At 67.5% G+C, this 22,990-nt stretch carries 20 protein-coding genes and 1 pseudogene; 10 read left to right on the top strand and 11 right to left on the bottom strand.

Going from position 1 to position 22,990, the window contains the following annotated elements:
* Positions 1-44: 44 nt before the first annotated feature.
* The 4 genes from xylB to QM806_RS30995 are packed head-to-tail and all read right to left on the bottom strand — an operon-like array spanning position 45 to position 4,840.
* Entirely contained in the window at positions 45-1,427 is a 1,383-nt protein-coding gene (gene xylB, locus QM806_RS31010; RefSeq protein ID WP_242322614.1) for a xylulokinase, read from the bottom strand.
* Positions 1,424-2,347, bottom strand: coding sequence for a carbohydrate kinase family protein (locus tag QM806_RS31005; RefSeq protein WP_054245620.1), 924 nt, complete (start codon positions 2,345-2,347; stop codon positions 1,424-1,426). The genes xylB and QM806_RS31005 overlap by 4 nt, the downstream gene beginning before the upstream one ends.
* The gene (locus QM806_RS31000; protein WP_005569874.1) at positions 2,344-3,825 is read right to left on the bottom strand and encodes a mannitol dehydrogenase family protein; all 1,482 of its coding nucleotides are present in this window, start codon (positions 3,823-3,825) and stop codon (positions 2,344-2,346) included. The genes QM806_RS31005 and QM806_RS31000 overlap by 4 nt, the downstream gene beginning before the upstream one ends.
* 10 nt (positions 3,826-3,835) lie before the next feature.
* The gene (locus QM806_RS30995) at positions 3,836-4,840 is read right to left on the bottom strand and encodes an NAD(P)-dependent alcohol dehydrogenase (protein WP_133986754.1); all 1,005 of its coding nucleotides are present in this window, start codon (positions 4,838-4,840) and stop codon (positions 3,836-3,838) included.
* 150 nt (positions 4,841-4,990) lie between these two features.
* Between QM806_RS30995 and QM806_RS30990 the strand changes: the two genes are divergently transcribed.
* Genes QM806_RS30990 through QM806_RS30970 form a run of 5 tightly spaced genes read left to right on the top strand, consistent with a single transcriptional unit; the run spans position 4,991 to position 10,368 of the window.
* Positions 4,991-6,013, top strand: a complete 1,023-nt coding sequence (locus QM806_RS30990) for a sugar-binding transcriptional regulator (RefSeq protein ID WP_054245619.1) — start codon at positions 4,991-4,993, stop codon at positions 6,011-6,013.
* A 52-nt stretch (positions 6,014-6,065) separates the two neighbouring features.
* Positions 6,066-7,391 (top strand): ABC transporter substrate-binding protein, encoded by a 1,326-nt coding sequence (locus QM806_RS30985; protein WP_054245618.1) that lies wholly within the window; start codon positions 6,066-6,068, stop codon positions 7,389-7,391.
* Positions 7,388-8,353 (top strand): carbohydrate ABC transporter permease, encoded by a 966-nt coding sequence (locus QM806_RS30980; RefSeq protein ID WP_283293913.1) that lies wholly within the window; start codon positions 7,388-7,390, stop codon positions 8,351-8,353. Before QM806_RS30985 ends, QM806_RS30980 begins: the two co-directional genes overlap by 4 nt.
* The gene (locus QM806_RS30975) at positions 8,353-9,231 is read left to right on the top strand and encodes a carbohydrate ABC transporter permease (protein ID WP_005261017.1); all 879 of its coding nucleotides are present in this window, start codon (positions 8,353-8,355) and stop codon (positions 9,229-9,231) included. The genes QM806_RS30980 and QM806_RS30975 overlap by 1 nt, the downstream gene beginning before the upstream one ends.
* A 51-nt stretch (positions 9,232-9,282) precedes the next feature.
* Complete coding sequence (locus tag QM806_RS30970) at positions 9,283-10,368, top strand: ABC transporter ATP-binding protein (protein ID WP_005569879.1); 1,086 nt, start codon at positions 9,283-9,285, stop codon at positions 10,366-10,368.
* Between the two features lie 8 nt (positions 10,369-10,376).
* Here QM806_RS30970 and QM806_RS30965 read toward each other — a convergent pair whose 3' ends face one another.
* A complete protein-coding gene (locus QM806_RS30965) occupies positions 10,377-11,786 on the bottom strand; it encodes an FAD-binding oxidoreductase (RefSeq protein ID WP_242322637.1) in 1,410 nt (469 codons plus the stop codon).
* 9 nt (positions 11,787-11,795) lie between these two features.
* Positions 11,796-12,992 (bottom strand): L,D-transpeptidase, encoded by a 1,197-nt coding sequence (locus QM806_RS30960; protein ID WP_283293912.1) that lies wholly within the window; start codon positions 12,990-12,992, stop codon positions 11,796-11,798.
* Between the two features lie 257 nt (positions 12,993-13,249).
* Here QM806_RS30960 and QM806_RS30955 point away from each other — a divergent pair, with 257 nt between their 5' ends.
* Both QM806_RS30955 and QM806_RS30950 read left to right on the top strand, forming a co-directional pair.
* Complete coding sequence (locus QM806_RS30955; protein WP_120660323.1) at positions 13,250-13,705, top strand: MarR family winged helix-turn-helix transcriptional regulator; 456 nt, start codon at positions 13,250-13,252, stop codon at positions 13,703-13,705.
* Positions 13,702-15,126, top strand: a complete 1,425-nt coding sequence (locus tag QM806_RS30950; protein ID WP_120660324.1) for an MFS transporter — start codon at positions 13,702-13,704, stop codon at positions 15,124-15,126. Before QM806_RS30955 ends, QM806_RS30950 begins: the two co-directional genes overlap by 4 nt.
* An 8-nt stretch (positions 15,127-15,134) precedes the next feature.
* Here QM806_RS30950 and QM806_RS30945 read toward each other — a convergent pair whose 3' ends face one another.
* Entirely contained in the window at positions 15,135-15,713 is a 579-nt protein-coding gene (locus QM806_RS30945; RefSeq protein ID WP_120660325.1) for a TetR/AcrR family transcriptional regulator, read from the bottom strand.
* Here QM806_RS30945 and QM806_RS30940 point away from each other — a divergent pair.
* Positions 15,712-15,936, top strand: a pseudogene (locus QM806_RS30940) (truncated hemoglobin); the annotation flags it as partial. The gene QM806_RS30945 and the pseudogene QM806_RS30940 overlap by 2 nt on opposite strands.
* 76 nt (positions 15,937-16,012) lie before the next feature.
* A complete protein-coding gene (locus tag QM806_RS30935) occupies positions 16,013-16,255 on the top strand; it encodes a globin family protein (RefSeq protein ID WP_259465669.1) in 243 nt (80 codons plus the stop codon).
* A gap of 26 nt (positions 16,256-16,281) precedes the next feature.
* Here the strand turns inward: QM806_RS30935 and QM806_RS30930 are convergent, their stop codons facing one another.
* The 3 genes from QM806_RS30930 to mdlC are packed head-to-tail and all read right to left on the bottom strand — an operon-like array spanning position 16,282 to position 20,777.
* Complete coding sequence (locus QM806_RS30930; protein ID WP_120660326.1) at positions 16,282-17,739, bottom strand: aldehyde dehydrogenase family protein; 1,458 nt, start codon at positions 17,737-17,739, stop codon at positions 16,282-16,284.
* 27 nt (positions 17,740-17,766) lie between these two features.
* Positions 17,767-19,137 carry an MFS transporter gene (locus QM806_RS30925; RefSeq protein WP_502943919.1) on the bottom strand — a complete coding sequence of 457 codons (1,371 nt, stop codon included), beginning with the start codon at positions 19,135-19,137 and terminating at the stop codon, positions 17,767-17,769.
* Between the two features lie 53 nt (positions 19,138-19,190).
* Positions 19,191-20,777: a benzoylformate decarboxylase gene (gene mdlC / locus QM806_RS30920; protein WP_005572989.1), complete on the bottom strand. Its 1,587-nt coding sequence runs from the start codon at positions 20,775-20,777 to the stop codon at positions 19,191-19,193.
* A 77-nt stretch (positions 20,778-20,854) separates the two neighbouring features.
* Between mdlC and QM806_RS30915 the strand changes: the two genes are divergently transcribed.
* Positions 20,855-21,814, top strand: coding sequence for a LysR family transcriptional regulator (locus QM806_RS30915; protein WP_231137705.1), 960 nt, complete (start codon positions 20,855-20,857; stop codon positions 21,812-21,814).
* Here QM806_RS30915 and QM806_RS30910 read toward each other — a convergent pair.
* Positions 21,782-22,912, bottom strand: coding sequence for a nitric oxide synthase oxygenase (locus QM806_RS30910; RefSeq protein WP_005572987.1), 1,131 nt, complete (start codon positions 22,910-22,912; stop codon positions 21,782-21,784). The genes QM806_RS30915 and QM806_RS30910 overlap by 33 nt on opposite strands.
* Positions 22,913-22,990: the final 78 nt, after the last annotated feature.

Below are 22,990 nucleotides of genomic sequence, written 5' to 3'. Positions count from 1 at the left end.
CGTGGTTAAGGAGTCCAGAGACTCGTTAACCACGCACAGGCGCGTCAGCGCCTCACGGAGGAATACCGTTCGCGCACTTCGGGTGCCGGGTCGGCCTCGTAACGCTGGGTGGACGTCTGATCCCACTGGGGTGGTTCCGGGGTCCCGGCCAGCGTCCAGGCCGCCTGCCTGCAGGCGCCGATCGCGACGTACTCCGCCGGTTGCGGCACCAGGACCGGCGCCCCGAAGATCGCGGGCGCGAGTTCGCACAGTGCCTGTGAGCGGGCGCCGCCCCCGACGAGGAGGATGCGACGCACCGTGACACCCTGGGCGATCAGGTGGTCGATGCCGTCCGCCAGGCCGCACAGCAGCCCCTCGACTGCCGCGCGAGCGAGGTGAGCGGGGGTCGAATTGGCCAGCCGCAGTCCGTGGACGGAGCCGGTGGCGTTCGGACGGTTGGGGGTGCGCTCACCCTCGAAATACGGCACCATCACCAGCCCGCCACTGCCGGACGGCGCCGACAGCGCCAGCCGCGACAGTTCCTCGTGATCGACGCCCAGCAGCGAGGCGGTCGCGTCGAGCACCCGGGCGGCGTTCAGCGTGCACACGAGGGGCAGTTGACGTCCGGTGGCGTCGGCGAAGCCGGCGACGAAACCGCCCGGATCGTTCGCCGGTGTCACGGACACCGCGGATACGACACCCGACGTTCCCACCGAGACGACGACGTCGCCTTCCTGGGCGTCGAGGGCGAGTGCGGCGGCGGCGTTGTCGCCGGTGCCGGGACCGACGGCGGCGCCCCATCGGGTTTCCCCGATCCGCTCGGCCGGGCGGGCCACGCGCGGCACGGCGGCGGTGCGTCCGCGCAGTGCCAGCGACAGCAGGTCGGGGCGGTAGGAATCCGTTGCCGCGGAGAAGTATCCGGTTCCGCTGGCGTCACCGCGGTCGGTGGCCAGGGTGCCGAGATCGGACCTGCCGGTGAGCTGCCAGCCGAGCCAGTCGTGCGGCAGGCACACCGTGGACGTCCGGTCGGCGTTCGCCGGTTCGGAATCAGCCAGCCAGCGCAGCTTGCTGACGGTGATCGCGGCGAGGGGCACCACCCCCACCGCGTCCGCCCACGCGTCCGGACCACCGAGATCGTCCACCAGCTGTGCGGCGGCGTCGGCGGAGCGAGTGTCGTTCCACAGCAACGCCGGACGCACGACCGTTCCGGCGTCGTCGAGGCACACCATGCCGTGCTGTTGCGCACCGACCGACACCGCGGCGACGTCGTCCAGTCCGCCGGCGGCGGCGATGGCGCTGTCGAGAGCCGCAGCCCACGCCTGCGGGTCGACCTCGGTGCCGTCCGGATGCGGCGCCCTGCCCTCGCGGACGAACTCACCGGTGTCGGCGTCGCAGACGATCACCTTGCACGACTGGGTGGACGAATCGATGCCCGCGACGAGGATCATTGCCGGACACCTGCCGCGCGGTCCAGTGTCTCGCGGGTGGGCAGATCCGCCCCGGCACGCGCGACCGTGAGACCCGACATCAGCACGGCATTGTCCAGTACGTTCCGCACCTCCTCCGGGGCGATCGCGTGGAGTGCGTTGCGGCTCTCCGCGCCGAGGAAGCCGTGCGACCAGAACCCGTCGAGGAGTCCGGCCATGAACGCGTCGCCCGCGCCGACCGTGTCGACCACCTCGACGTTGCGGGCCGCGACCTCGACGAGTCCGGCCGCGCAGACCGCGAATGCGCCCTCGGCGCCCTTCGTCACCGCGACCATCGCCGGTCCGCGGGACAGCCACTCGCGGGCGATGTCGACGGGATTTCGGTCGGGGTCGTACCAGCGGAGGTCCTCGTCGCTGACCTTGACGATGTCGGAGATCGATACGAGGTGCTCGATCCGCTGCCGGGCACGTGCCTTGTCGGTGATCAACACCGGTCGCACGTTGGGGTCGTAGCTGATGGTCGCGGACGAGCGGCGGCGGTGGAGCATGTCTGCGACGACGTCGCAGCCAGGTTCCATCACGGCGGCAATGGAACCGGTGTGAACGAGCGACGGGGTAGATGACCCGCTGGGGGAGGGAAGGTCCCACTCGATGTCGAACTCGTAGGTGGCGGATCCGGCGGAATCGAGGGTGGCGTGGGCCGTCGCCGTTCGCTGCGCGGTGACACTGCCGGGCGCGAGGCTCACCCCCGACTGCTCGAGGTGCCGAACGATCGCACCGCCCCTCGTGTCGTCACCGATCCGGGTGACGAATTCGACCGGACGGCCCAGCCGGCCGAGACCGACCGCGACGTTGAGCGGGCTACCGCCGACGTACTCGGTGGTGGTGCCGTCGCTCGCCGTGACGATGTCGATGAGGGCTTCACCGATGACCAGACTCATGACTGCACCTTCTCACGCAGAGCCTCGAGCGTCTTCCGTGCACCGACGCTGTACAGCGAGTCCAGCGCCCAGAGATACGCGGTGACGAAGCGCGGATTCTCGGCCAGGTCACCGAAGACCGACTGGTTCTCGATGAAGGCCGTGCGATTCTCGTGCTGGCTGCGCGCGATCGGCACGAGGGAGTCCTTCAACTGGTCGACGACGTCGATGGGTTCGCCGTTCTCGTCGACTCCCTCGGCATACCGGGCCCAGCTCGCCACGATCGCGGCGGACAGTCGAACGGGGCGGTCGGCGACCAGGTTCTCGCGGATGACCGGCAGCAGCCACTTCGGGATGCGGTCGGAGGACTCGGCGCACAGGCGGGCGACGGTGTCGCGGATCTCGGGATTGGAGAAGCGCTCGATGAGCGTGCGTTTGTAGTCGTCCAGGTCGACTCCGGGCACCGGCGCCAGGGTGGGCGTGGCCTCCTCGTCCATGTACGCGAGCAGGAAGTCGGCGAAGAGCGGATCCTGCGCGACCTCGTGCACGAGCCGGTATCCCGACAGGTATCCGAAGTAGCAGAGGCCCTGGTGGCTCGCGTTGAGCAGGCGCAGCTTCATCAGTTCGTAGGGTTCGACGTCGTCGACCACCTGGACGCCGACGTCCTCGAATGCCGGGCGACCGAGCGGGAAGGCGTCCTCGAGCACCCACGACGTGAACGGTTCGGCGGCGACGGGCCACCGGTCGTCGATGCCGAACCGCGACGACAGCGCCTCGGTCACCTCGGGGGTGGTGACGGGCGTGATGCGGTCGACCATCGAGTTGGGGAAGGACGTCTCCTCGCGCATCCACGCCGCCAGTTCGGGATCCTTCAACTCTGCGTAGGCCAGGAACATCTTGCGGGCCACGTCGCCGTTGCCCTGAATGTTGTCGCAGGACATGATGGTCGGCGACGGCAAGCCGCGCGCGCGGCGCCGGGCCAGGGCCTCGATGACGAGTCCGAACGTGGTCCGCGGGGCGGCGCCGTCGGTGAGGTCGTGCACGACGTCCGGGTTCTCGGCATCGAACTCGCCCGTGTCGTGGGTGAAGTTGTAGCCGCCCTCCGTGATCGTCAGCGAGACGATCTTCGTGGTCTCCGCGGCGATCTTCTCGATCACGGCCTCGGGATCGTCCGGAGCGAAGAGGTAGTCGACGATGGACCCGATGACGCTCACGTCCCAGGTGCCGTCCGGGTGTCGCAGCGCCAGCGTGTACAGGCCGTCCTGCGCGTCGAGGACGTCCTTCATCCGCCGGTCACCGGGCAGGACCCCGACCCCGCAGATGCCCCACTCGCGGGCCTCCCCGCGTCGCAGCAACCGGTCGACGTACATCGCCTGATGTGCGCGGTGGAATCCGCCGACACCGAAATGCACTATCCCTACGGTGATGTCGCTTCGATCGTAATTCGGCACCTGCACGGTGTCGTCGAACTGCTGCAGTGCCTGCGCGCACAGTTGCATCGGTCTCTCCTCATTCCTGGACGCGTACGACGGCCTTGAGGCTGCCCGGCGTCCGGTCTGCGTTCAGTGCTTGCTCCGCCTCGGCGAGCGGAAATCTTCCGGTGACCATCGAATCGAGGTCGACCCGCCCCGACCGCGCGAGGGCGATCGCCGTCGGCCAGGTGTTGGCGTAGCGGAATACCCCGGTCAGCACCAACTCTCGGTTCTGGATGGTCTGGACCGGCAGTGTCATCTCGGGGGCGCCCATGCCCACCAGAACCACGGATCCCGCGGGCCGGACGGCCTGGATCCCGGCCAGCACCGCGCTCGGGGCGCCGGACGCGTCGACGAACGCGTCCACGTGGAGTCCCGCGACGTCCTGCTCGCGGGGGTCGAGCACCGCGGTGGCACCGAATTTCGTTGCGACGTCACGTCGCCGGGGATCGGGGTCCGAGACGACCACTTCGGTGGCGCCGAATGCGAGGGCCGTCTGCACCATGGCGATCCCGATCGGTCCCGCTCCCGCGATCAGGACGCGGGATCCGGCCGTCACGCCGGCTTTGCGGGTGGTGGCGATGGCCACGGACAGCGGCTCGCACAGCGCGGCCGCGTCCTCGGACATCTCGGCCGGAATCGGATGGGCGAATGCCGAGCCGATGGTCACGTACTCGGCGAGCGCCCCGTCGATCGGCGGGGTGGCATAGAACTGCATGTGCGGGCACAAGTTGTAGAGACCGCGCCGCGATTCCTCGGTGTCCGGGTCGGGGCGCTGCGGTTCGATGGAGACTCGCTGCCCGATACGCGCTGCCGGAACCCCGGCACCGACACCGACGACGGTGCCCGACGCCTCGTGGCCCAGCACGATCGGCTGGTCGACCACGAACTCACCGATCCGGCCCTCGCGGTAGTAGTGGGCGTCCGATCCGCAGACGCCCACCGAGGCCACGCGGATCAGGACGTCGCCGGGGCCGGGAGTGGGGACGGGGCGTTCCCGGATCTCGATGACACCCGGCTCGACGAGCACGCTGGCACGCATCGTCCTGGGGATATCGGAAGGGAGTGTTGTGTGGGTCACACTTCGATGCTAGCGTATTGAGCAGATGAACGCATAGTGATCATTTGCTCACGGTTTCTCGAGGCTCCGAAGACACACTCGACGGGCTCGGGATCATGGCGAGGAGAATCAGTGACGTCCCCCAATCCGACGGCCCAGACGCCGTCTCTCATCGCGTCGCCGCCGCCGTCCACGACGGAGGATCTACGCCTCGCGTTGCGCGCTGCAACGCTGTACTACTTGGACGGAATGACGCAGGCCGAGGTCGCGACACGCCTCGGTGTCTCCCGCCCGACGGCGGGCCGGCTGGTGGCACGGGCCCGGACGCAGGGCCTGGTACGCATCGAGGTGCAGGCTCCCGCGCATCTGCGGGATTCGCTGCGCTCGGACGAGGAGCGTGCGCTCGAGGAGAAGTACAGCCTCGTCGAGGCGGTGGTGGTCGCCGATTCCGTCGACGCCGCCGGTTCGATCGACGACCACAACAGCTTCGCCGGGGTCGGGCGCGCCGCCGCGTCCCTGCTGGTGCGCCGGATCCGGGAAGGCGACACCCTCGGATTCACGTGGGGGCCCGAGACGGTCGCCGTCGCGCAGGGGTTGCCGTCCGGGGCGGCCACGTGCGCGTCGGTCGTCCAGCTCGACGGTTCGGTGAGTGCCATCAACTACCAGACCGGAACGGAGTACGTCCTGGGTAGGTGCGCGGAGCAGTTGCAGGCCAACACTGTTCGGCTTCCCGTTCCCCTGTACGCGGACGCATCGACCGTGGTATCCATGCGGGGCGACTCCGTCATCTCCAAGGCGCTCGAGGCTGGGCGGACGGCGGAGATGATGATGTTCGGCACGGGCGCCGTCTCCACGTCGACCACCCTGTTCGAGGGCAGCTTCATCGACACGGACATGCTGTCCGTGCTCACCGGCCTCGGCGCGGTCGGCGAAGTCGGTGGGCGCTTCTACCGGCTCGACGGAACCGAAGTCGCCGGCCCTCTGGACGAACGGGCCATGTCCGTTCCACTCGACGACATCCGTGCGTGCGGGGGATCGATCCTCGTCACGGGTGGCGTCGCCAAACACCAAGCGGCACTGGGTGCCCTCCACGGCGGACTGGCCAAGATGCTGGTCTGCGACATCGAATGCGCGCGTTGGCTGCTCGATCAGTAGCACCACGCAAGAGAGGTGAAGATCGGTGAAGAAAAACAGGAAACCGGCGACGATGCTGGTAGCCGGCGCGGGCGCGCTCTGCCTCACGCTGAGCGGATGCGCGGGCGCAGGAACGCTGGGCGCGTCGGACCAGACCATCACCATCGCGATGGTCTCCAACTCACAGATGCAGGATGCCCAGAAGCTCGCCTCGCAGTTCGAGGAAGAGAATCCCGACATCGACCTGAAGTTCGTGACGCTGTCGGAGAACCAGGCGCGCGCGAAGATCACGGCATCCACCGCAACCGGTGGCGGCGAGTTCGACGTCGTGATGATCAGCAACTACGAGACCCCGCAGTGGGCCAAGTACGGCTGGCTGAAGAACCTGTCGCAGTACGCGCAGGCCACCGAGGGCTACGACGAGGCCGACTTCATCCCCACCCTGCGCGAATCCCTGTCCTACGAGGGGAACATGTACTCGGTGCCGTTCTACGGCGAATCCTCGTTCCTGATGTACCGCAAGGACCTGGTCGAGCAGGCCGGAATCACCCTGTCGGAGAAGCCGACCTGGACCGAGGTCGCAGCGGCGGCAAAGCAACTCGACTCCGACGACATGGCCGGCATCTGCCTGCGTGGCAAGCCGGGCTGGGGTGAATTGCTCGCACCCCTCGACACCGTCATCAACACGTTCGGTGGCCGCTGGTTCGACGAGGACTGGAACGCTCAGCTGACCAGCCCGGAGGTGGAACGCGCGGTGCAGTTCTACGTAGACCTGGTGCGCGAGTACGGCGAGCCGGGCGCCGCGACGAGCGGTTTCGGTGAGTGCGCCACGCAGCTGGCTCAGGGTCAGGTGGCGATGTGGTACGACTCGACGTCCGCGGTGTCCACGCTGGAGGATCCGGCGTCGAGCGCCGTCGTCGGCAAGATCGGCTACGCGCCAGCGCCGATCGAGGTGAAAGACAACTCCGGTTGGCTGTACAGCTGGTCGCTCGGCATTCCCGAGAGCAGCGAGAATCCCGATGCGGCGTGGAAGTTCATCTCGTGGATGACCGACAAGCAATACATACGCACGGTCGGTGAGGATCTCGGCTGGGAGCGGGTGCCTCCGGGCAGCCGGCTGTCGACCTACGAGATTCCCGAGTACAAAGAGGCCTCGGCGGCCTACGGTCCGCTGACGCTCGAGGCGATCGAGAACGCGACACCGGAAGCGCCCACCGTGCAACCGGTTCCGTACACCGGCGTGCAGTTCCTGGCGATCCCGGAGTTCCAGGATCTCGGAACCCGCGTCAGCCAGCAGATCAGCGCGGCGATCGCAGGACAGCAGACCGTGCCCGAGGCGCTCGCCCAGGCACAGCAGTACGCCGAGGTGGTCGGCGCGACGTATCGGGAGGAACGATGACAACCATCGCCGAGAAACCCACCGCGGACGGCACCGCCGACCGGGTGCGGCAACTGCGGGAGGCCAAGGACGACAGCGTCTCCCGCGCCGAGGGATGGCGTCGCCGGGGACCGTTGCTCCCCGCCCTGATCTTCATGATCGTGGTGACCCAGATCCCGTTCCTGTTCACGCTGTACTACTCGACGCAGTCCTGGAACCTGGTCCGACCGGGATCCCAGGCGTTCGTCGGACTGCAGAACTACGTGGACGTGTTCCAGGACAGCCAGTTCCGTGAGGTCGCGGTCAACACCGTGATCCTGATCGTCGGCACCGTGATCATCTCGGTGGTGCTCGGGCTGTTGCTCGCACTGCTGCTCGACCGCGCCTTCCTGGGCCGCGGCATCGTGCGGACCCTGCTCATCACCCCGTTCCTGGTGACCCCGGTCGCCGGTGCGCTGCTGTGGAAGACCACGATGTTCGACCCGGTGTTCGGTATCGTCAACTTCGTCCTCTCCCCGTTCGGGGTGGGACAGGTCGACTGGGTCAGCAAGTTCCCGCTCGCCGCGGTCATGGTGAACCTGATCTGGCAGTGGACCCCGTTCATGATGCTGCTGATCCTGGCGGGTCTGCAGTCGATGCCGCGCGACATCCTCGAGGCGGCACGGGTGGACGGTGCTACGCCGTTCGCGATGTTCCGTGAACTGACGCTCCCGCATCTTCGCCGGTTCATCGAACTCGGCGCGGTGCTGGGCGCGATCTACCTGATCAACACGTTCGACGCCATCTACATGATGACCCAGGGCGGGCCGGGCACGGCCAGCGCCAATCTTCCCTTCTACATCTATCAGCGCGCATTCCTCGGTTTCGACATCGGGCAGGCCGCCGCGATGGGCGTCATCGTCGTGATCGCGACCATCGTCGTCGCGACCCTGGCGCTGCGCCTGATCTTCAAGAGCTTTACCGGTAACGAGGAGGCAGCGTGATGAGTACCGACACTGCGGCGGCACCGGTGGAGTCCACCCCCACCGCGCCGGAGACGAAGCGGGCGCGCAAGCACCGCAAGTTCAGCCCGTGGAGCGTGGTGGCGTGGATCGTGGCGCTCGGCTTCTTCTTCCCCGTGGCGTGGATGGTGCTCACCGCGTTCAAGCAGGAGGGCGACGCCTACACGACTCCGCCGAAGCTGTTCTTCACGCCCACCCTGGACCAGTTCAAGGCGGTCCTCGACAGCGGAATCGGCACGGCACTGCTGAATTCGGCGTTCGCGACCGCCATGTCGACGATCCTCGTGCTGGTGCTCGGTGTGCCGGCGGCGTTCGCGCTGTCGCTGCGGCCGGTCCGCAAGACGAAGGACGCCCTGTTCTTCTTCATCAGCACGAAGATGCTCCCGATCGTCGCCGCGATCATCCCGCTGTACGTGATCGTCAACGACATCGGCTTGCTCGACAACATCTGGGCGCTGGTGATCCTGTACACGGCGATGAACGTCCCCATCGCGGTGTGGATGATGCGCTCGTTCTTCCTCGAGGTCCCCGGTGAGCTGCTCGAGGCCGCGAGCATGGACGGCGCGAGCCTGTGGACGTCGGTGCGTGAGGTGATCCTTCCGCTCGTGTCACCCGGCATCGCGGCCACCGCACTGATCTGCGTGATCTTCTCGTGGAACGAATTCTTCTTCGCGGTCAACCTCACCGCCGTTCAGGCTCAGACCATTCCGGTGTTCCTCGTCGGGTTCATCACCGGTGAGGGCCTGTACTGGGCCCGGCTGTCGGCGGCGGCGACGCTGGCGGCGCTCCCGGTCATCCTGGCCGGCTGGGTCGCACAGAACAAACTGGTCCGCGGCCTGTCCTTCGGTGCGATCAAATGATCGCCCCGGCAACCACTTCCCCCACCGTTCGTACCCACCTGAGGAGCAATCATGGCTGACATCGCGTACAAGGGCGCATCCTGCCTCTACGAGAACGCCGACACGCTGGCGGTCGATTCGCTCGACCTCGACATCGAAGACGGCGAGTTCATCGTCCTCGTCGGCCCGTCCGGCTCCGGCAAGAGCACCGCACTGCGGATGCTCGCCGGCCTCGAGGACATCGACGAAGGCACCATCGAGATCGGTGGCAAGGACATGGTGGGGGTGCCGTCGAAGGACCGTGACATCGCGATGGTGTTCCAGAACTACGCCCTCTATCCCAACAAGACGGTGGGCGAGAACATGGGCTTCGCTCTGAAGATGCGCGGAGTCGGTGTGGAGGAACGCAAGAAGAAGGTGGCCGATGCCGCCAAACTGCTCGACCTGACCGACTACCTCGACCGGAAGCCCGGCAAGCTGTCCGGCGGTCAGCGCCAGCGCGTCGCGATGGGTCGAGCGATCGTGCGGGAGCCGCAGGTGTTCTGCATGGACGAGCCCCTGTCGAACCTCGACGCCAAGCTGCGCGTCCAGACCCGCACGCAGATCGCGGCGCTGCAGCGCCGGCTCGGCACCACCACCGTGTACGTCACCCACGACCAGGTCGAGGCGATGACCATGGGTGACCGGGTGGCCGTCCTCAAGAACGGCAAGCTGCAGCAGTTCTCGGCGCCGACCGAACTCTACGATCGCCCGAAGAACGCGTTCGTCGCCGGATTCATCGGTTCGCCCGCGATGAACCTGATGACGATGCCCATAGTCAGTGACGGCGTGCGCCTCGGGAACTCGACGCTCGCGCTCGAGCGCGACCAGCTGTCGGCGCTGCACGCGGCCGGACTGGAGACCGTCACGGTCGGTGTGCGCCCCGAGCAGCTGGAGTTGTCGACCGGGGACGGTGGCATCGAGGTGATCGTGGACCTGGTCGAGGAACTCGGGAGCGAATCTTACGTCCACACCCACATCGCCGGCGACGGTACGCAACTGACCGCCCGGTCACTGACCCGCACCCCCGCGCGGCTGGCCGACACGGTGTCCCTGCACAAGCGGGACGGAGCGGTCCACTTGTTCCACCCGGAGACGGGGGAGCGGATCGGCGACTAGGGCATGCCCTAGAGCGGATAGTGCGTCAGCACCCCCATCGGATCGTGCCTCTGCCGCAGTTCGCGCAGTCGGCGAAGGTTTCCGCCGTAGGCCGCGTCGATCTCGGCGCCGGTCTCGGGGAAGCCGGGCCGCACTTCGACGCTGTAGACGCCGATCGTGTGGGGTGCGAGCGCGTCGAGGGTGCCGCCCGCCCACGACAGGCAGGCGGCTCCGTCGTAGGGGTCGGACCAGACGGCGTTGAGCGGGATGTTCCACTCGCCGCTTCGGCCCCAGAACGCGGTGTCGCCGTCACCGACGTCGGCGAGGGCACCGCCGGTGTGCTGGAAGTCGATACGACAGTCCCGCGTCGGCGCCCCACGGATCTGGGTGGCCAGAGCCTCCGCGAGTTGGGAGTCGAGGGTCGGTCCGGTGAAGACGGCCTTCCCGAAGAACGACCCACGGCGCTCGCCCGGTTCGGGCAGCCGGATCGGTTCCGGTTCTTCGCCGTCGGGGCCGGGTGGCGCGAATTCGGGTAACCCGGTGAGGTACGTACCGGACATCTCGGATCGGTACAGCACCTTGCCTGACACGTCGGCGACGGTGGTGGCGGCGGATCGGGCGCGGTCGATGTCGGACTCGTCCCCGCTCGCGCACACGGTGTACACGAAGAGGACGGGCTCGTCGGGAGACAGTGCGCTGTAACCGAGTACCGCGCCCATCGTCGTGTCTCGCGGAAGCGTCGGTGCGACACGGAAGTAGGTGGCGAGCGCTTCGAGTCCGAGCACCATCCGGTCGACCCACACCGGACCCACCGGGTGTGTGCGCAGCACTGCCGACGTCACGACGCCGAAGCACGGTGCACAACCCCGGACCGCCCACCACAGGTCCGCCTCGTCGCCCGTGCTGGCATCGGACAGGTGGACGACCTCGCCGGACGGAAGCACCAGTTCGGCCTCGACGAGCTGATCGATCGTCAATCCGAGACTGCGCGTGAGGTATCCGACGCCGCCGCGGGTGACGAGTCCGAATCCGGCGTGGCCCACGATCCCCACCGGCACCACCCGGCCGGTGGGTGCGAGGGCGTCCAGCATGGTTCCCACGGTGGCGCCGCCGGCGACGACCACGCGGTCGTCCTCGGGTCGGGCCGTGTTCAGGTGCGCCGACAGGTCGAGCATGACGGCGTCGTCGGCGACGCAGTTGGAACTCAGCCCGCCGCCGCGGACGGTGACGGTGCCGCCCGTCCGGTGCGCGACCCTCATGACGGTGGAGACCTCCTCCACGGACGCCGGTTCGACGACGCAGGACGGACGGCGTCTCGCGGCATCGGGAAAGAACACTCTGCCCAGCGCGGTGCGGTAGTCGTCGGTGTCCGGCAGATGAACCCGGTGCGGGAGAACCGCCTTCAACTGTGCGACACATTCCGCGGATGGTGAACTCACGAGCACCTCCTATCCCGTTGCGTTACCTGCCTGCCACTGATCCCACGGGACCTCCCAGTCACCGTACGTGTCCCACACGGGCAGGAGCGGCCCGCCCGAGTTGGTGATCTCGACGACGTCGCCGATACCGAAATGGTCGAACATCCACTGGGCGTTGGCGGGTGCCAGGTTGACGCAGCCGTGGGAGACGTTGCTGCTGCCCTGATCACCCACCGACCACGGCGCCGAATGGACGAACTCGCCGTCGTTGGAGATCCGCAGGTTGAGATCGACCTTTTCGCGGTAGTAGTCGGGATCGCCGGCGCACACCCCGTACGTGCAGGAGTCCATGATGATGCTCTGCTGCTTGTCGGAGATCACGTGCGGACCCTCGTGCGAGGGGTGGTCGGGGGTGCCGAGACTCATCGGCATCGCGTTCTCCTGGACGCCGTTGTGGAAGACGGTGAGCATTTTGCTCGCGCCGTCCGCCTTGGCCACCCACGAGTCGTGCACGGTGTAGTCGGCGGAGTTGTTCTCGGCGCCGAAGGCCCCGTCGCCCAGATCGACGCCGTACACGTCGGCCTCGATGTGGATCTTGGTGCCGGGCGCCCAGTATCCCGCCGCTCGATAGTGCGCGTTCTGGTCGTCGGTCCAATACCAGGCGCCGGGTTGCGGCGGTGTCGTCGTCACGTGCAGTCGCTGCTGCACCTCGGCCTTGTTCACGACCGGTGCGGTGAACTGGAAGACCATCGGCTGGCCGACGCCGATGCCGGTGTCGGCGACGACCTCGGGTGCCGGGACGACGTTCGCGTACGCGGTGGTGCCGGGCGTCAACGTCGTGACGGTGAAGGTCTGTTCGATCGGGGCGCCGTCGGGGTTGACCGCGTCCGCGACGACTGTGTACGTGGAGCCGTAGCCGAGTGGTTGGCTGCTCGTCCAGTTCGTGCCGTCGGGCGTGAGATTTCCGGCGACCGGGGTGTTCTGCTCCGCGGGATTCGTGACGGTCACGGCGGTCAGCTTGCCGCCTGTCGCGGTGACCACGATCGGGGTGGTCGGATTGATCGGCGCCCCGTCGGCAGCGGGGACGACAATCGAGGCGGGCGCGGACTGTGACGTGGTCGGGGGTTCCGACGTGCCGGTGTCTCCGAGGGTGCACGCCGTGGCCAGGAACGTCAGGGCCACCACCGCGACAATGCCGGCTGTCCGTGTGCGAAGAGTCACGACCACCTTCTTTCGGATCTGGATCAGCGCTCGCCGTCCTCATACTGCCAGCGATCGCCTCGGACTTTCCTGTGAGACGCTCGCTGCGCCCGCCCCACCTGCAGAAATTCGAGGTCGCGGGGTCTCCCCTCAAGGCATTAGACAGCAGTGCTGATGAAAAATTGTGACTGAATCGTCTGTTTACAGCGTTAATCGATCTATTGAAGGCTGTAAATAGAACAGCTAGACTGGCTAATGAACCTGACTGTGAGAGGGAGGCCGCCATGGACCAGATGGTCGATCAGTTCCGCGAGGACGTCGTTCTGTTCAACCGACGTATCCGAACCCAGCGCTCCGGGCACCTGCTCACCCCCTCGCAACTCCAAGCCCTCGCGCACCTCGACCGGGAAGGTCCGATGAGCGCACGCGCTCTCGCCGATCTCGAGCAGGTCGCGCCGCAGTCCATCGCGCGGACCGTCTCGATCCTCGAGGAGTCCGGAATGGTCTCCCGGACCGTGGACCCCCACGATGCGCGCGCGAGCATCGTCGCGATCACCGCGCTGGGGTTGCAGACGCTCGTCGACGATCGGTCGCGGCGAAGCGAGTGGCTGGCGGCCGCGCTCGCCGCCGAATGTACCGACGCCGAGCGCGACCTCCTCTTTATCGCCGGACGGCTACTCCGTCGACTCGCCGGAACTACCGAGCCGGCGCCGCAGCAGGAGTCACTGATGAACTCGTGAGCGCGACCGTCGCCGATACCGGCCTCGCGCAGAAGTCCCCGTCCGTACCGTTCCGGGTCAGCGGTTCGGTCGCCACCGGGAGCATCCTCCAACCGCTGAACTCGTCGATGATCGCGGTGGCGATCGTCGGCATCGCCGCCCAGTTCGGCTCCTCGTCCGGGATCGCGTGGGTGATCTCGGGGCTCTACATCGCCACGGCCGTCACCGCTCCGATGGCAGGCAAGCTCGGCGCGCTGCTCGGAGCCCGGAAGGTCTACCTCGGGGGCCTCGCCCTGGTAGCGCTGGGCTCGGTCGCCGGTCTGCTCGCACCCACCGTCGGCTGGCTGATCTTCTCCCGAATCCTCGTCGGAATCGGAACCGCCACGCAGTATCCCAATGCGATGACGATGATTCGCGGGTACGCGGAGCGGCGCGGCGCGCAGCCGCGCACCGCGATCACGACCCTCGCGATCTGCAGCCAGGCGGTCGTGGCCCTGGGCCCGACGCTCGGCGGACTGCTCGTCGGGGCGTTCGGCTGGCAGTCGATCATGTGGATCAACCTTCCGATCGTCGCGTTCAGCGCGGTGGCGGTCACGAAATTCGCCAAGGTCGGCTTCGTCGGCGGCATCTCGGTCAGTGGTCGGCAACTGCTCCACGCGCTCGACGTGGCCGGGGTCCTGCTGTTCCTCGGGCTCGTCTCGTCGACGATGCTGTTCCTGCTGTCGCTCACCAGCGACCCCGTGTGGTGGCTGATCCCGGTGTGGGCGCTGGTGTTCGCCCTGTTCGTCCACTGGGAACGTCGTGCGGACGAACCGTTCATCGACGTTCGGGCCCTGGCCCGGAACCGTGCGCTCAGCGCCACACTCGCCCGCACCCTCCTCACGTACACGGCGTTCTACTGCGTCTTCTTCGGCATCCCGCAGTGGCTGCAGTACTCCCGCGGAATGAGCGCCACCGAAGCCGGTCTGACGATGCTGCCCGTCGCCGTCGTCGGCATCGGCTCCACGCTGTTCGCGTCACGGACGTATCGGCGGCACGGGGTGCGCCGAACGCTCACCGTCGGGACGTGTGCGCTCCTGGTGGGAGGGCTGCTCCTGGCGTCGGTGGAGAGCAGTACGGCTCCGATCGTCGTGCTACTCCTGGTGGCCGCGGTGCTGGGAATTCCCAATGGGTTCAACAATATCGGCAATCAGAACCTGATCAGCTCGGTCACGTCCGTCGAGGAAGTCGGCACGGCGATCGGGATGTACCGCACCGTCCAGTACATCGGAGCGAACCTGTCGGCAGTCGTACTGCAGACCACCGCCGGTCACATCATCGGTGACGACGGACTGCACCGCACGGGCTGGTTCATCGCCGTCGCCGGCGTTCTCCTCCTCATCGGCGTCCTGATGTCACGGAACATGGGAGACCGGCGGTCGACGAACGCGTCGACGGCGTAGCAACCGCGTCAGGTCGGCGGCACCCCGCCGACGGCCCGCCAGATCAGTGTCGCGGTCCGGGCCGGCCAGTCGGCGGGTGGGCGATCACCGGCCAGCGCCCGGCCGTACCAACTGCCGGTGGTCATGGTGACGGCGACGTCGAGATCGGCGTCCGCGTCGATCAGCTCCAGTTCGGCGGCGCGGTCCAGGATGGCGCGGATGCGGCGGCGACGCGGCGCCACCACCCGGGCGCGGTACTGCGCGCGGACATCGGCGTCCGTCGTGTCCTGCAGCATCGTGCCGACGAGCGACAACCGGCCGCTCCGCGACACCCCGCGCCGGAAGTCGGTCAGCTCGCGGACCAGATCCCCGAAGGGATCGGCCGACGACCGCCCCGACTGTTCGTCGGCCAACTGCGCCACGACTGCCGCGGCGAGCTCCGACTTCGACGCCCACCGCCGGTACAGCGCCTGCCGGGTGGTGCCTGCCTCCGCGGCGATCGCGGCGAGCGACATCGCGTCGTAGCCGGCGCAGGACAACTGCCTGCCCGCCACTTTCAGAACCCGGGTGTCGATATCGGTGTCGCGACTGCGCCCGGCCACACTCATGCTCGAACCTCTTTTCAATCCAATACTGATGTGTATTGTAATGGACAGACGACGGAAATCGGGAGCTCCCATGAGTGATCAGGAAACACCGTCCCTGTACGAGTGGGCGGGCGGTGAGCAGTCGTTCCGGCGGCTGATAGACGCCTTCTACGACCGGGTGGAGGGCGACGAACTGCTGTCGCCGATGTTCCCCGGCGGCGTGCACGAGGAGCATCGGCGCAACGTGACTCTCTGGTGGTGCGAGGTGTTCGGCGGCCCGCCGGGCTACAGCGAACAGCTGGGCGGGCTACGAACGGATGTTGCGCCACCACATCGGCCTCGCCATCAGCCCGGAGCAGCGGCACCGCTTCGCATCGACGATGAGCCTCGCCGCCGACGACGCCGGCCTCCCGTCGGATCCCGAATTCCGTTCCGCATTCATGGCATACGTCGAGTGGGGGACCAGACTCGCGCTGCAGAACTCGAGCCCCGGTGCCGAGGTGATCGAGCACGCACCCGTCCCGCACTGGGGTTGGGGCGTGGCCCCGCCCTACCGCGGCTGAGTAGGGCAGGGTGTCAGCCTGTCCGATCAGAACGGGTACTGCTGAATCGGCCCCTGGATGGTGGCCCACTGGAGTTCGGTGAACGCCTCGAGGTTCGCTGCGGCGCCGCCGACTCGTCCGCCGTTTCCGGAGGATCCCATTCCGCCGAACGGGATGTGGGCGTGGTCGCCGACGGTCTGGTCGTTGATGTGCACGAGCCCGGTGGGAATCTGCTGCGCCACTTCCCAGGCCGCCATCGCATCCGAGCCGAGGACGCTCAGCGACAATCCGTACTCGGTGTCGCGCGCGATCTCGACGGCCTCGTCGATCGTCGAGTAGCGCAGCACGGGAGCGACGGGGCCGAACACTTCCTGGCAGAACGCGGGGGTGTCGCGCTGCACGTGGTCGAGGACGGTCGGGCGGTAGAACAGCCCGTCGTGGGTGCCGCCCTCGACGAGGGTCACTCCGGTCGAGACGCTCTCGGTCACGAGTCGGTGGATGCTGTCGCGCTGCACCGCGTCGATGATTGGGCCGAGTGCCACCTCACTGGTGTACGGGTCGCCGACGGGGAGCGCTCGCGCCTTCTCGGCGAGCACCGCCACGTATTCGTCGGCAACCGATTCGTGGACCAGGTGCCTGCCTGCGGCCATGCAGATCTGGCCCTGGTGGAGGTATGCGCCCCAGGCTCCGGCCGACGCAGCCTTGGTGACGTCGGCGTCGGGAAGGACGATGAGGGCGTTGTTGCCGCCGAGTTCGAGGTGTGCCCGCGTGAGGTGCGCCGCCGCGGCCTGGCCGACCTTCCGTCCCGCCGACGTGGAGCCGGTGAACGCGATGACGCGGGTGTGCCGGTCGGTGACGAGGGCGGCACCGGCATCGGCGCCGCCGGGCAGCATCTGGAAGACGCCGTCCGGTACCCCAGCGGCCGCGAACACGGCCGCCAGCACCACACCGCCGCACACTGCGGTTCGGGTGTCGGGTTTCAGAATCACTGAGTTGCCCAGTGCCAGTGCGGGTGCCACTGCGCGGATCGAGAGGATCAGGGGGAAGTTGAACGGAGCGATCACACCGACGACACCCGCCGCGATCCGACGGCTGAAACTCAGACGTCCGTCGGCGGACGGGAGCACCTCACCCTTGGAATGCGAAGGCAACGCCGACGCCTCGTAGCATTCCTGCGCTGCGACGTGCGTCTCGAGGCTCGCTTTCGCGCGAATCGATCCGGCCTCCCGGACGATCCACGTCTCGATCTCGGAGGCGTGCTCCTCGAGGAGCTGACCGGCGCGGCGCAGGATCGCGGCCCGATCCTCGAAAGGCGTTTTCTCCCAGCGGCGCTGGACCTCGGCGGCTTTGGTGCAGGCCGCGGCGACGTCGGCGGCGGTCGCGGTGCCGACGTGACCGAGGGTGCTGCCCGTCGCGGGCTCCACGACCTCGGAGAACGCGCCTTCGGCGGCGGTCCAGCTGCCGGTGAAGACCTTCTTCTCCCAGTCGATGTCGAGCAGGCTCATGGTCGATCCTTCTTTCGGTGAGGTCGGTCAGGACGCGAGTACGGGTGACGGTGCCGCGGATTCGGTGCGGGGCGAGCGGAATTTCCGCTTGGCGACGATTGCCACCGCGACCGCGCCGACGACTCCCGGTACGGCGACGGCGAGAAAGTTCTGCTGGAACGGTAGATGAAGAGCGAGGAGCGCGCCGCCGAGGGTGGGGCCACCGATCGCACCGATCCGTCCCATGCCCGCAGCCCACCCGACGCCGGTCGACCGTACCTCGGTCGGGTAGAACTCGACGGCGAACGCGTGGATGATGGCGAGCGCGCCGATGGTCGCCGCACCGGCGACGAACAGCAGCACATTGAGCAGTGCGGCGGCTGGGTCGAAGGACAGTCCCACCAGCGACAGGGATGCCAGGGAGAAATACGTGATCAGGGTGTTGCGGTAGGACCAGCGGTCGGCCAGCCAGCCGCCGAAGATCGCGCCGGCGATGCCCCCGAGATTCAGCACCACCAGGGTCCACAGCGCGGAACTCAAAGCGTAGCCGGCGGTCTGCATCAGTTTCGGTAGCCACGTGTTGAGCCCGTAACTCAACAACATGCACATCGCGAAGAAGATCCAAATCAGAAAGCTGTTCAGGGCGTTTCCGTTGGTAAAGAGCTGCGCGACAGGTGCCTTCCGAACTTCCGGACGTGGCGTGGCCACGACGTCGCTCAGGTCGCGACCCGGGTCGACCTTGGACAGCACAGCCTCCAGCTTGTCCTGACGACCGTTGATGGCGAGGAACTCCGGCGACTCCGGCAGGTACCTCAGCAGAACGGGTAGCAACAGGAGCGGCAGACCGGCGACGTAGAACACACCGCGCCACGTCCAGAGCGGCTCCACGTTGATTGCGAACACCGCGGCGGCGATGCCACCGACGGAGTAGAACGACGACACGAACGTGACGAGCAGTGCCTTCGACGTGCGTGGGGCGAGCTCGGCGATCAGTGCCGTGAAGTTGGGTACGAGCGCGCCGAGCGACACACCGACGACGAGGCGGAGAATGCCGAGTTGCGCCGGGGCGCCGGCGAAGGCGCAGCTGAACGACGCCACGCTCGCCACCGTCACGCAGATGAGCATGAGCGGACGGCGGCCGTACCGATCGGCGAGCGGGGCGACGAACAGTCCGCCGATCAGCATGCCGACGAGCGCCGCGGATCCGAGGGTGCCGGCGGTGACCGGGTCCATGTTCCACTCGTCCATCAGATGGACGATCACGGTGCCGTACGAGACCATGTCGTATCCGTCGATGATCATCAGCAGTGAGCACAGGGCTACGACACCATAATGGAACGGCCGCAGTCGGGCGTTGGAGATGATCGAGGTAACTGTGTTCTGGGACAGCGGGTTCTGGGACAGCGGGTTCTGAGACAAGGGCATACTCCCGATGCGGGGCAGCGTTGCTGCCGTGGGAACGAGTGGGGCTATCACGGCTCGGTGAGGTCGGTCTCGACCTCGATCACGGCAGGCTTTCCGCTGCCGAGGGCGGTCTTGAAGGCGCGGACGAAGTCGTCGCCGGTCCGTACCGCGGTGGCCGTCACGCCGTACCCCGCAGCGATGGCGGTGAAGTCGATCCCGGGAACGTCCATGCCGGGGGTCTCGCCGGACCCCAGCACCGTCGAGAACCAGCGCAGTGCGCCGTAGGTCCCGTTCTTGAGGATGACGATGATCACCGGAATGTCGTACTGCGCGGCCGTCCACAGGGCGGTGATGCCGTAGTTGGCCGAGCCGTCTCCGATCAGGCCGATCACCTGACGGTCCGGATTCGCCAGCTGGGCACCGACTGCGGCGGGCAGTCCGAATCCAAGCCCGCCCGATGCGGGGAAGAAGTAGCTGCCTTGGCGGGAGACGTCGACCTGCGACCAGAACGCGCCGGTGGTGGACGTCGACTCCTTGACGTACACGGCGTCGTCCGGCGCAGTGCCGCGCAACAGCTCGAACAGCTCCTCCGGATGCACGCGCTCGGACGACGTCCTGGCCTGTGGGATGTCGGGCAGCGGCGGCAGGACCGGGCGGCGGCCCGGCGTCACGCTGTCGGCGAGGCGGGACAACGCATCCCGCACACCGCCGACCAGTGCGTCACCCATCGGGGCGCGGGCGGCCTCGCCGGGATCGCTGGTGAGGTGGATGAGCCGGGCGCCGTCGGGCAGGTACTCGCCGGGGACGAACTGGTGGTACCGGAACACGGGTGCTCCCGCGACGAGGATCAGGTCGTGCCCGACCAGTGCGTCGGTGATGCCCTGGACGGCGGCTGGCAGGACCCCGCGGAAGCTGCGGTGGCGGGTGGGGAACGGGCATCGTGACGGGGACGGCGCGATCCAGACGGGGGCGCCGAGTGCGTCCGCGAGACGGACCGCGTCGTCATTGGCGTACTCGGCATCGACTTCCGGTCCGAGTACGAGGACCGGGTTCTCGGCGCGGTCGAGGGCGTCGACGAGGGTGGCGAGTTGATCCGCACTGAGGGAACCGGCAGTGGTTGTGGCGCGGGTGAGGAGGTGCTTTGTCTCGGCGGGTGCTTCCTGCGCCCAGTCGTCGTACGGCACCGACACATAGACCGGACCCTTCGCGGGCAGGTTCGCGATGTGGATGGCCTGGCTGATCGACCGCGGCACGTCCTGCGCGCACGCCGGCTCGCAGGACCACTTGACCAGGGGTTTCGGCAGCGACTGCGCGTCCACGTTGGCGAGCATCACCTCCTGGCCGATGGTCGAGCGGACTTGTTGCCCGGCGGTGATGATCAACGGGCTGTGGGAGTAGACCGAGTTCGTGAGCGCGCCCATCGCGTTGCCGGTGCCCGCGGCGGCGTGCAGATTGACGAAGGCCGCGCCGCCGCGGGCCTGGGCGTACCCGTCGGCCATGGCCAGGACGGCGCCTTCGTGCAGACCCAGGATGTAGCGGAAGTCGTCGGGCATCCCGGCGAGGAAGGGGAGCTCGTTCGATCCGGGGTTGCCGAAGATCGTGGTCAGGCCATGCGCCCGCAGTAGGTCATAGGTCGCTTCGCTGACGTCGGCCATCAGGTGTTCTCCATTTCTTCGCATGGTCCTCGCGGTGTGACGTGAACCACGGTAGGGAGCCGCGTCCTATAGGTCCAATGAATACTGTCGATCAGCACATAGACAGGATCTATATTATCGGTATGGCCGACGTGGACCTCAACCTCATCAGGACCTTCGTGCTGCTGTATGAAACGCGGAGCGTCACCCGTACGGCGGAGCTGCTGTTCATCACGCAGCCGTCGGTGAGCCATTCGCTCCGCCGACTGCGGCGGCAGTTCAACGACGACCTCTTCATCCGGTCGTCGGACGGCTTGGCGCCCACGGTTCTGGCGGCGAGTATGTACCCGCAATTGCATCAGGCGCTGGAGGTCATCGACGAGACCGTCTCCGGTGTCGGTCAATTCGACGCCGAGACGTCGGACCGAACCTTTCGGATCTGCGCCACCGATCTTGGGGAGATTTCACTGCTCCCCGGAGTGCTCGCGGCGCTGGAAACCCGCGCTCCCGGCTGCGCCGTGCAAGTAACGCCGCTCGATTTTGCCAGTGCTGCAGAGGAATTGCGTCAGGGTCGTGCTGACGCCGTCATCTGCACCCCGCGCATCGACGCGCCGGATCTGCGCCGCGACCCCCTGTTTCGGGAAGGCTATCTCGGACTGTGCGCACTCGGGCATCCGCGGATCGGAGTCGAACCCGGACTGGACGATTTCCTTGCCGAACGGCACATCGTCGTCGACGCCGCCGCCGGGCACGTGGACGCTGATCAAGCCCTCGCGAGGATGGGGCGTCGCCGTGACATCGCCGTGCGGGTACCGCACTTCGCGGTGCTGCCGGAACTGGTGGCGCAGACCCGGCACCTCGCCGTGGTGCCGAGCCGGGTCGCGGAACTGTTCACCCGGTCCTCGCCCGTCCGCACGTTCGCGCTACCTGTCGAGATACCGAACGTCGAGGTGTCGCTCTTTACCGTGCGGCGGGCTCTCCCGTCGCCGGGCGTCGATTGGTTGCGGGAGTTGATAGCCGACGTCCTACAGGCTCCCGCCGCCGATTGGACATCCTGATGCAGTGGCGGCCGGGAGAAAGTTAGGGCGGATGTCCATGTCGGGTGCGTCGTAGAGCCGGTGGAAGGTGGGCGTCAGCGCCGCCGACATCGGCGGGTTGATCCACGACCAGTCGGTGGGGCACTTCCGGCCGAGTGACTCTTCTCGTTCGACGTGGCTGATGAACTGCTTGGCGACGGTGTGATGATCGACCATGTGCACACCGGCCTGCCGGTAACTGTGGATCACGGCGCGGTTCAGTTCGACCAGTGCGCGGTCGCGCCACAGCGTCCGCTCCGACGTCGTGTCCAGGCACAGCCGTTCGGCGATGGCGGGCAGCATGTCGTACCGATCCTGGTCGCTGAGGTTGCGGGCTCCGACCTCGGTGCTCACGTACCACCCGCTGAACGGGGCGAGCGGGTAGGTCAGCCCGCCGACCGAGAAACTCATGTTCGACACGGCGGGAACGGCATGCCATTTGAGACCGAGATCGGCGAACCAGGCGTAGTCGGGGTGCTCGATCTGGACCTCGAGCACCAGCTCGGATGGAATCTCGTACCAGCGCAGCGTCTCGTCGGGGGTGCTGACCAGCAGCGGCAGCACGTCGAACGGCGTGCCTGCGCCCCGCCACCCCATCTTCGTCACCGCCTCGGTGATGCCGACCTGCGCGGGGTCCCCGGTCACCGTCCCGTCCGCGTGGCGGTAGCCCGCGTACCGGATCAGTTGCGGGCTGACGATCTTGTACTCGCGACCGTCGGAAAGCGGCAGCGGACCGACCGTGATGACCGAGCGCAGCGCGCCGCCGTTCGTCGCGACCCGCAGGTGCTCCCAGCACGCCTCCGCAATCTCGTCCGCGGTGGTGACGTGCCGGGCGTCGATCAGCTTCAGCGTGCGCCAGTGCTTGCGACCGACGCACCGGGCGTGGTTGCGCCAGGCCAGCTGCGAGCCGACTTCCAGTTCCTCCACGGTGTGCTCGTAGCGGCCCGTCTCCGCCAGCGACTCCAGTGCGTCCGCGAGGCGGGCCGTGGGCAGGTGGGCCAGCTCGGGCTCGCTGAAGAACTCTGCACACTCCCGCATCTGCGCTGCGGACCGCGACGTGACGTCCAGCGAGTACGACATAGTCCCTGTGCTGCTCACCATTGACCTCCCGGCGATCGTGGATCCTGCGGCGGTCAGTATGTCAGCGAAGCGCGCACA

The sequence above is a fragment of the Rhodococcus sp. IEGM 1351 genome, assembly GCF_030056875.1.
GTDB classification, from domain to species: domain Bacteria; phylum Actinomycetota; class Actinomycetes; order Mycobacteriales; family Mycobacteriaceae; genus Rhodococcus_F; species Rhodococcus_F opacus.
Note: the sequence above shows the minus strand (reverse complement) of the source record. Positions and strands in the feature narration are given on the sequence as shown.

What these genes read in the sequence shown, in the direction of transcription:
- QM806_RS30995 (WP_133986754.1), bottom strand. Translation starts at nt 4,840, where the DNA reads ATGCGTGCCAGCGTGCTCGTCGAGCCGGGTGTCATCGAGATCCGGGAA.
- QM806_RS30915 (WP_231137705.1), top strand. Translation starts at nt 20,855, where the DNA reads ATGAATACTGTCGATCAGCACATAGACAGGATCTATATTATCGGTATG.
- QM806_RS31005 (WP_054245620.1), bottom strand. Translation starts at nt 2,347, where the DNA reads ATGAGTCTGGTCATCGGTGAAGCCCTCATCGACATCGTCACGGCGAGC.
- QM806_RS31000 (WP_005569874.1), bottom strand. Translation starts at nt 3,825, where the DNA reads ATGCAACTGTGCGCGCAGGCACTGCAGCAGTTCGACGACACCGTGCAG.
- QM806_RS30945 (WP_120660325.1), bottom strand. Translation starts at nt 15,713, where the DNA reads ATGAGTGTGGCCGGGCGCAGTCGCGACACCGATATCGACACCCGGGTT.
- QM806_RS30985 (WP_054245618.1), top strand. Translation starts at nt 6,066, where the DNA reads ATGCTGGTAGCCGGCGCGGGCGCGCTCTGCCTCACGCTGAGCGGATGC.
- QM806_RS30975 (WP_005261017.1), top strand. Translation starts at nt 8,353, where the DNA reads ATGAGTACCGACACTGCGGCGGCACCGGTGGAGTCCACCCCCACCGCG.
- QM806_RS30910 (WP_005572987.1), bottom strand. Translation starts at nt 22,912, where the DNA reads ATGTCGTACTCGCTGGACGTCACGTCGCGGTCCGCAGCGCAGATGCGG.
- QM806_RS30955 (WP_120660323.1), top strand. Translation starts at nt 13,250, where the DNA reads ATGGACCAGATGGTCGATCAGTTCCGCGAGGACGTCGTTCTGTTCAAC.
- QM806_RS30930 (WP_120660326.1), bottom strand. Translation starts at nt 17,739, where the DNA reads ATGAGCCTGCTCGACATCGACTGGGAGAAGAAGGTCTTCACCGGCAGC.
- mdlC (WP_005572989.1), bottom strand. Translation starts at nt 20,777, where the DNA reads ATGGCCGACGTCAGCGAAGCGACCTATGACCTACTGCGGGCGCATGGC.
- QM806_RS30980 (WP_283293913.1), top strand. Translation starts at nt 7,388, where the DNA reads ATGACAACCATCGCCGAGAAACCCACCGCGGACGGCACCGCCGACCGG.
- xylB (WP_242322614.1), bottom strand. Translation starts at nt 1,427, where the DNA reads ATGATCCTCGTCGCGGGCATCGATTCGTCCACCCAGTCGTGCAAGGTG.
- QM806_RS30970 (WP_005569879.1), top strand. Translation starts at nt 9,283, where the DNA reads ATGGCTGACATCGCGTACAAGGGCGCATCCTGCCTCTACGAGAACGCC.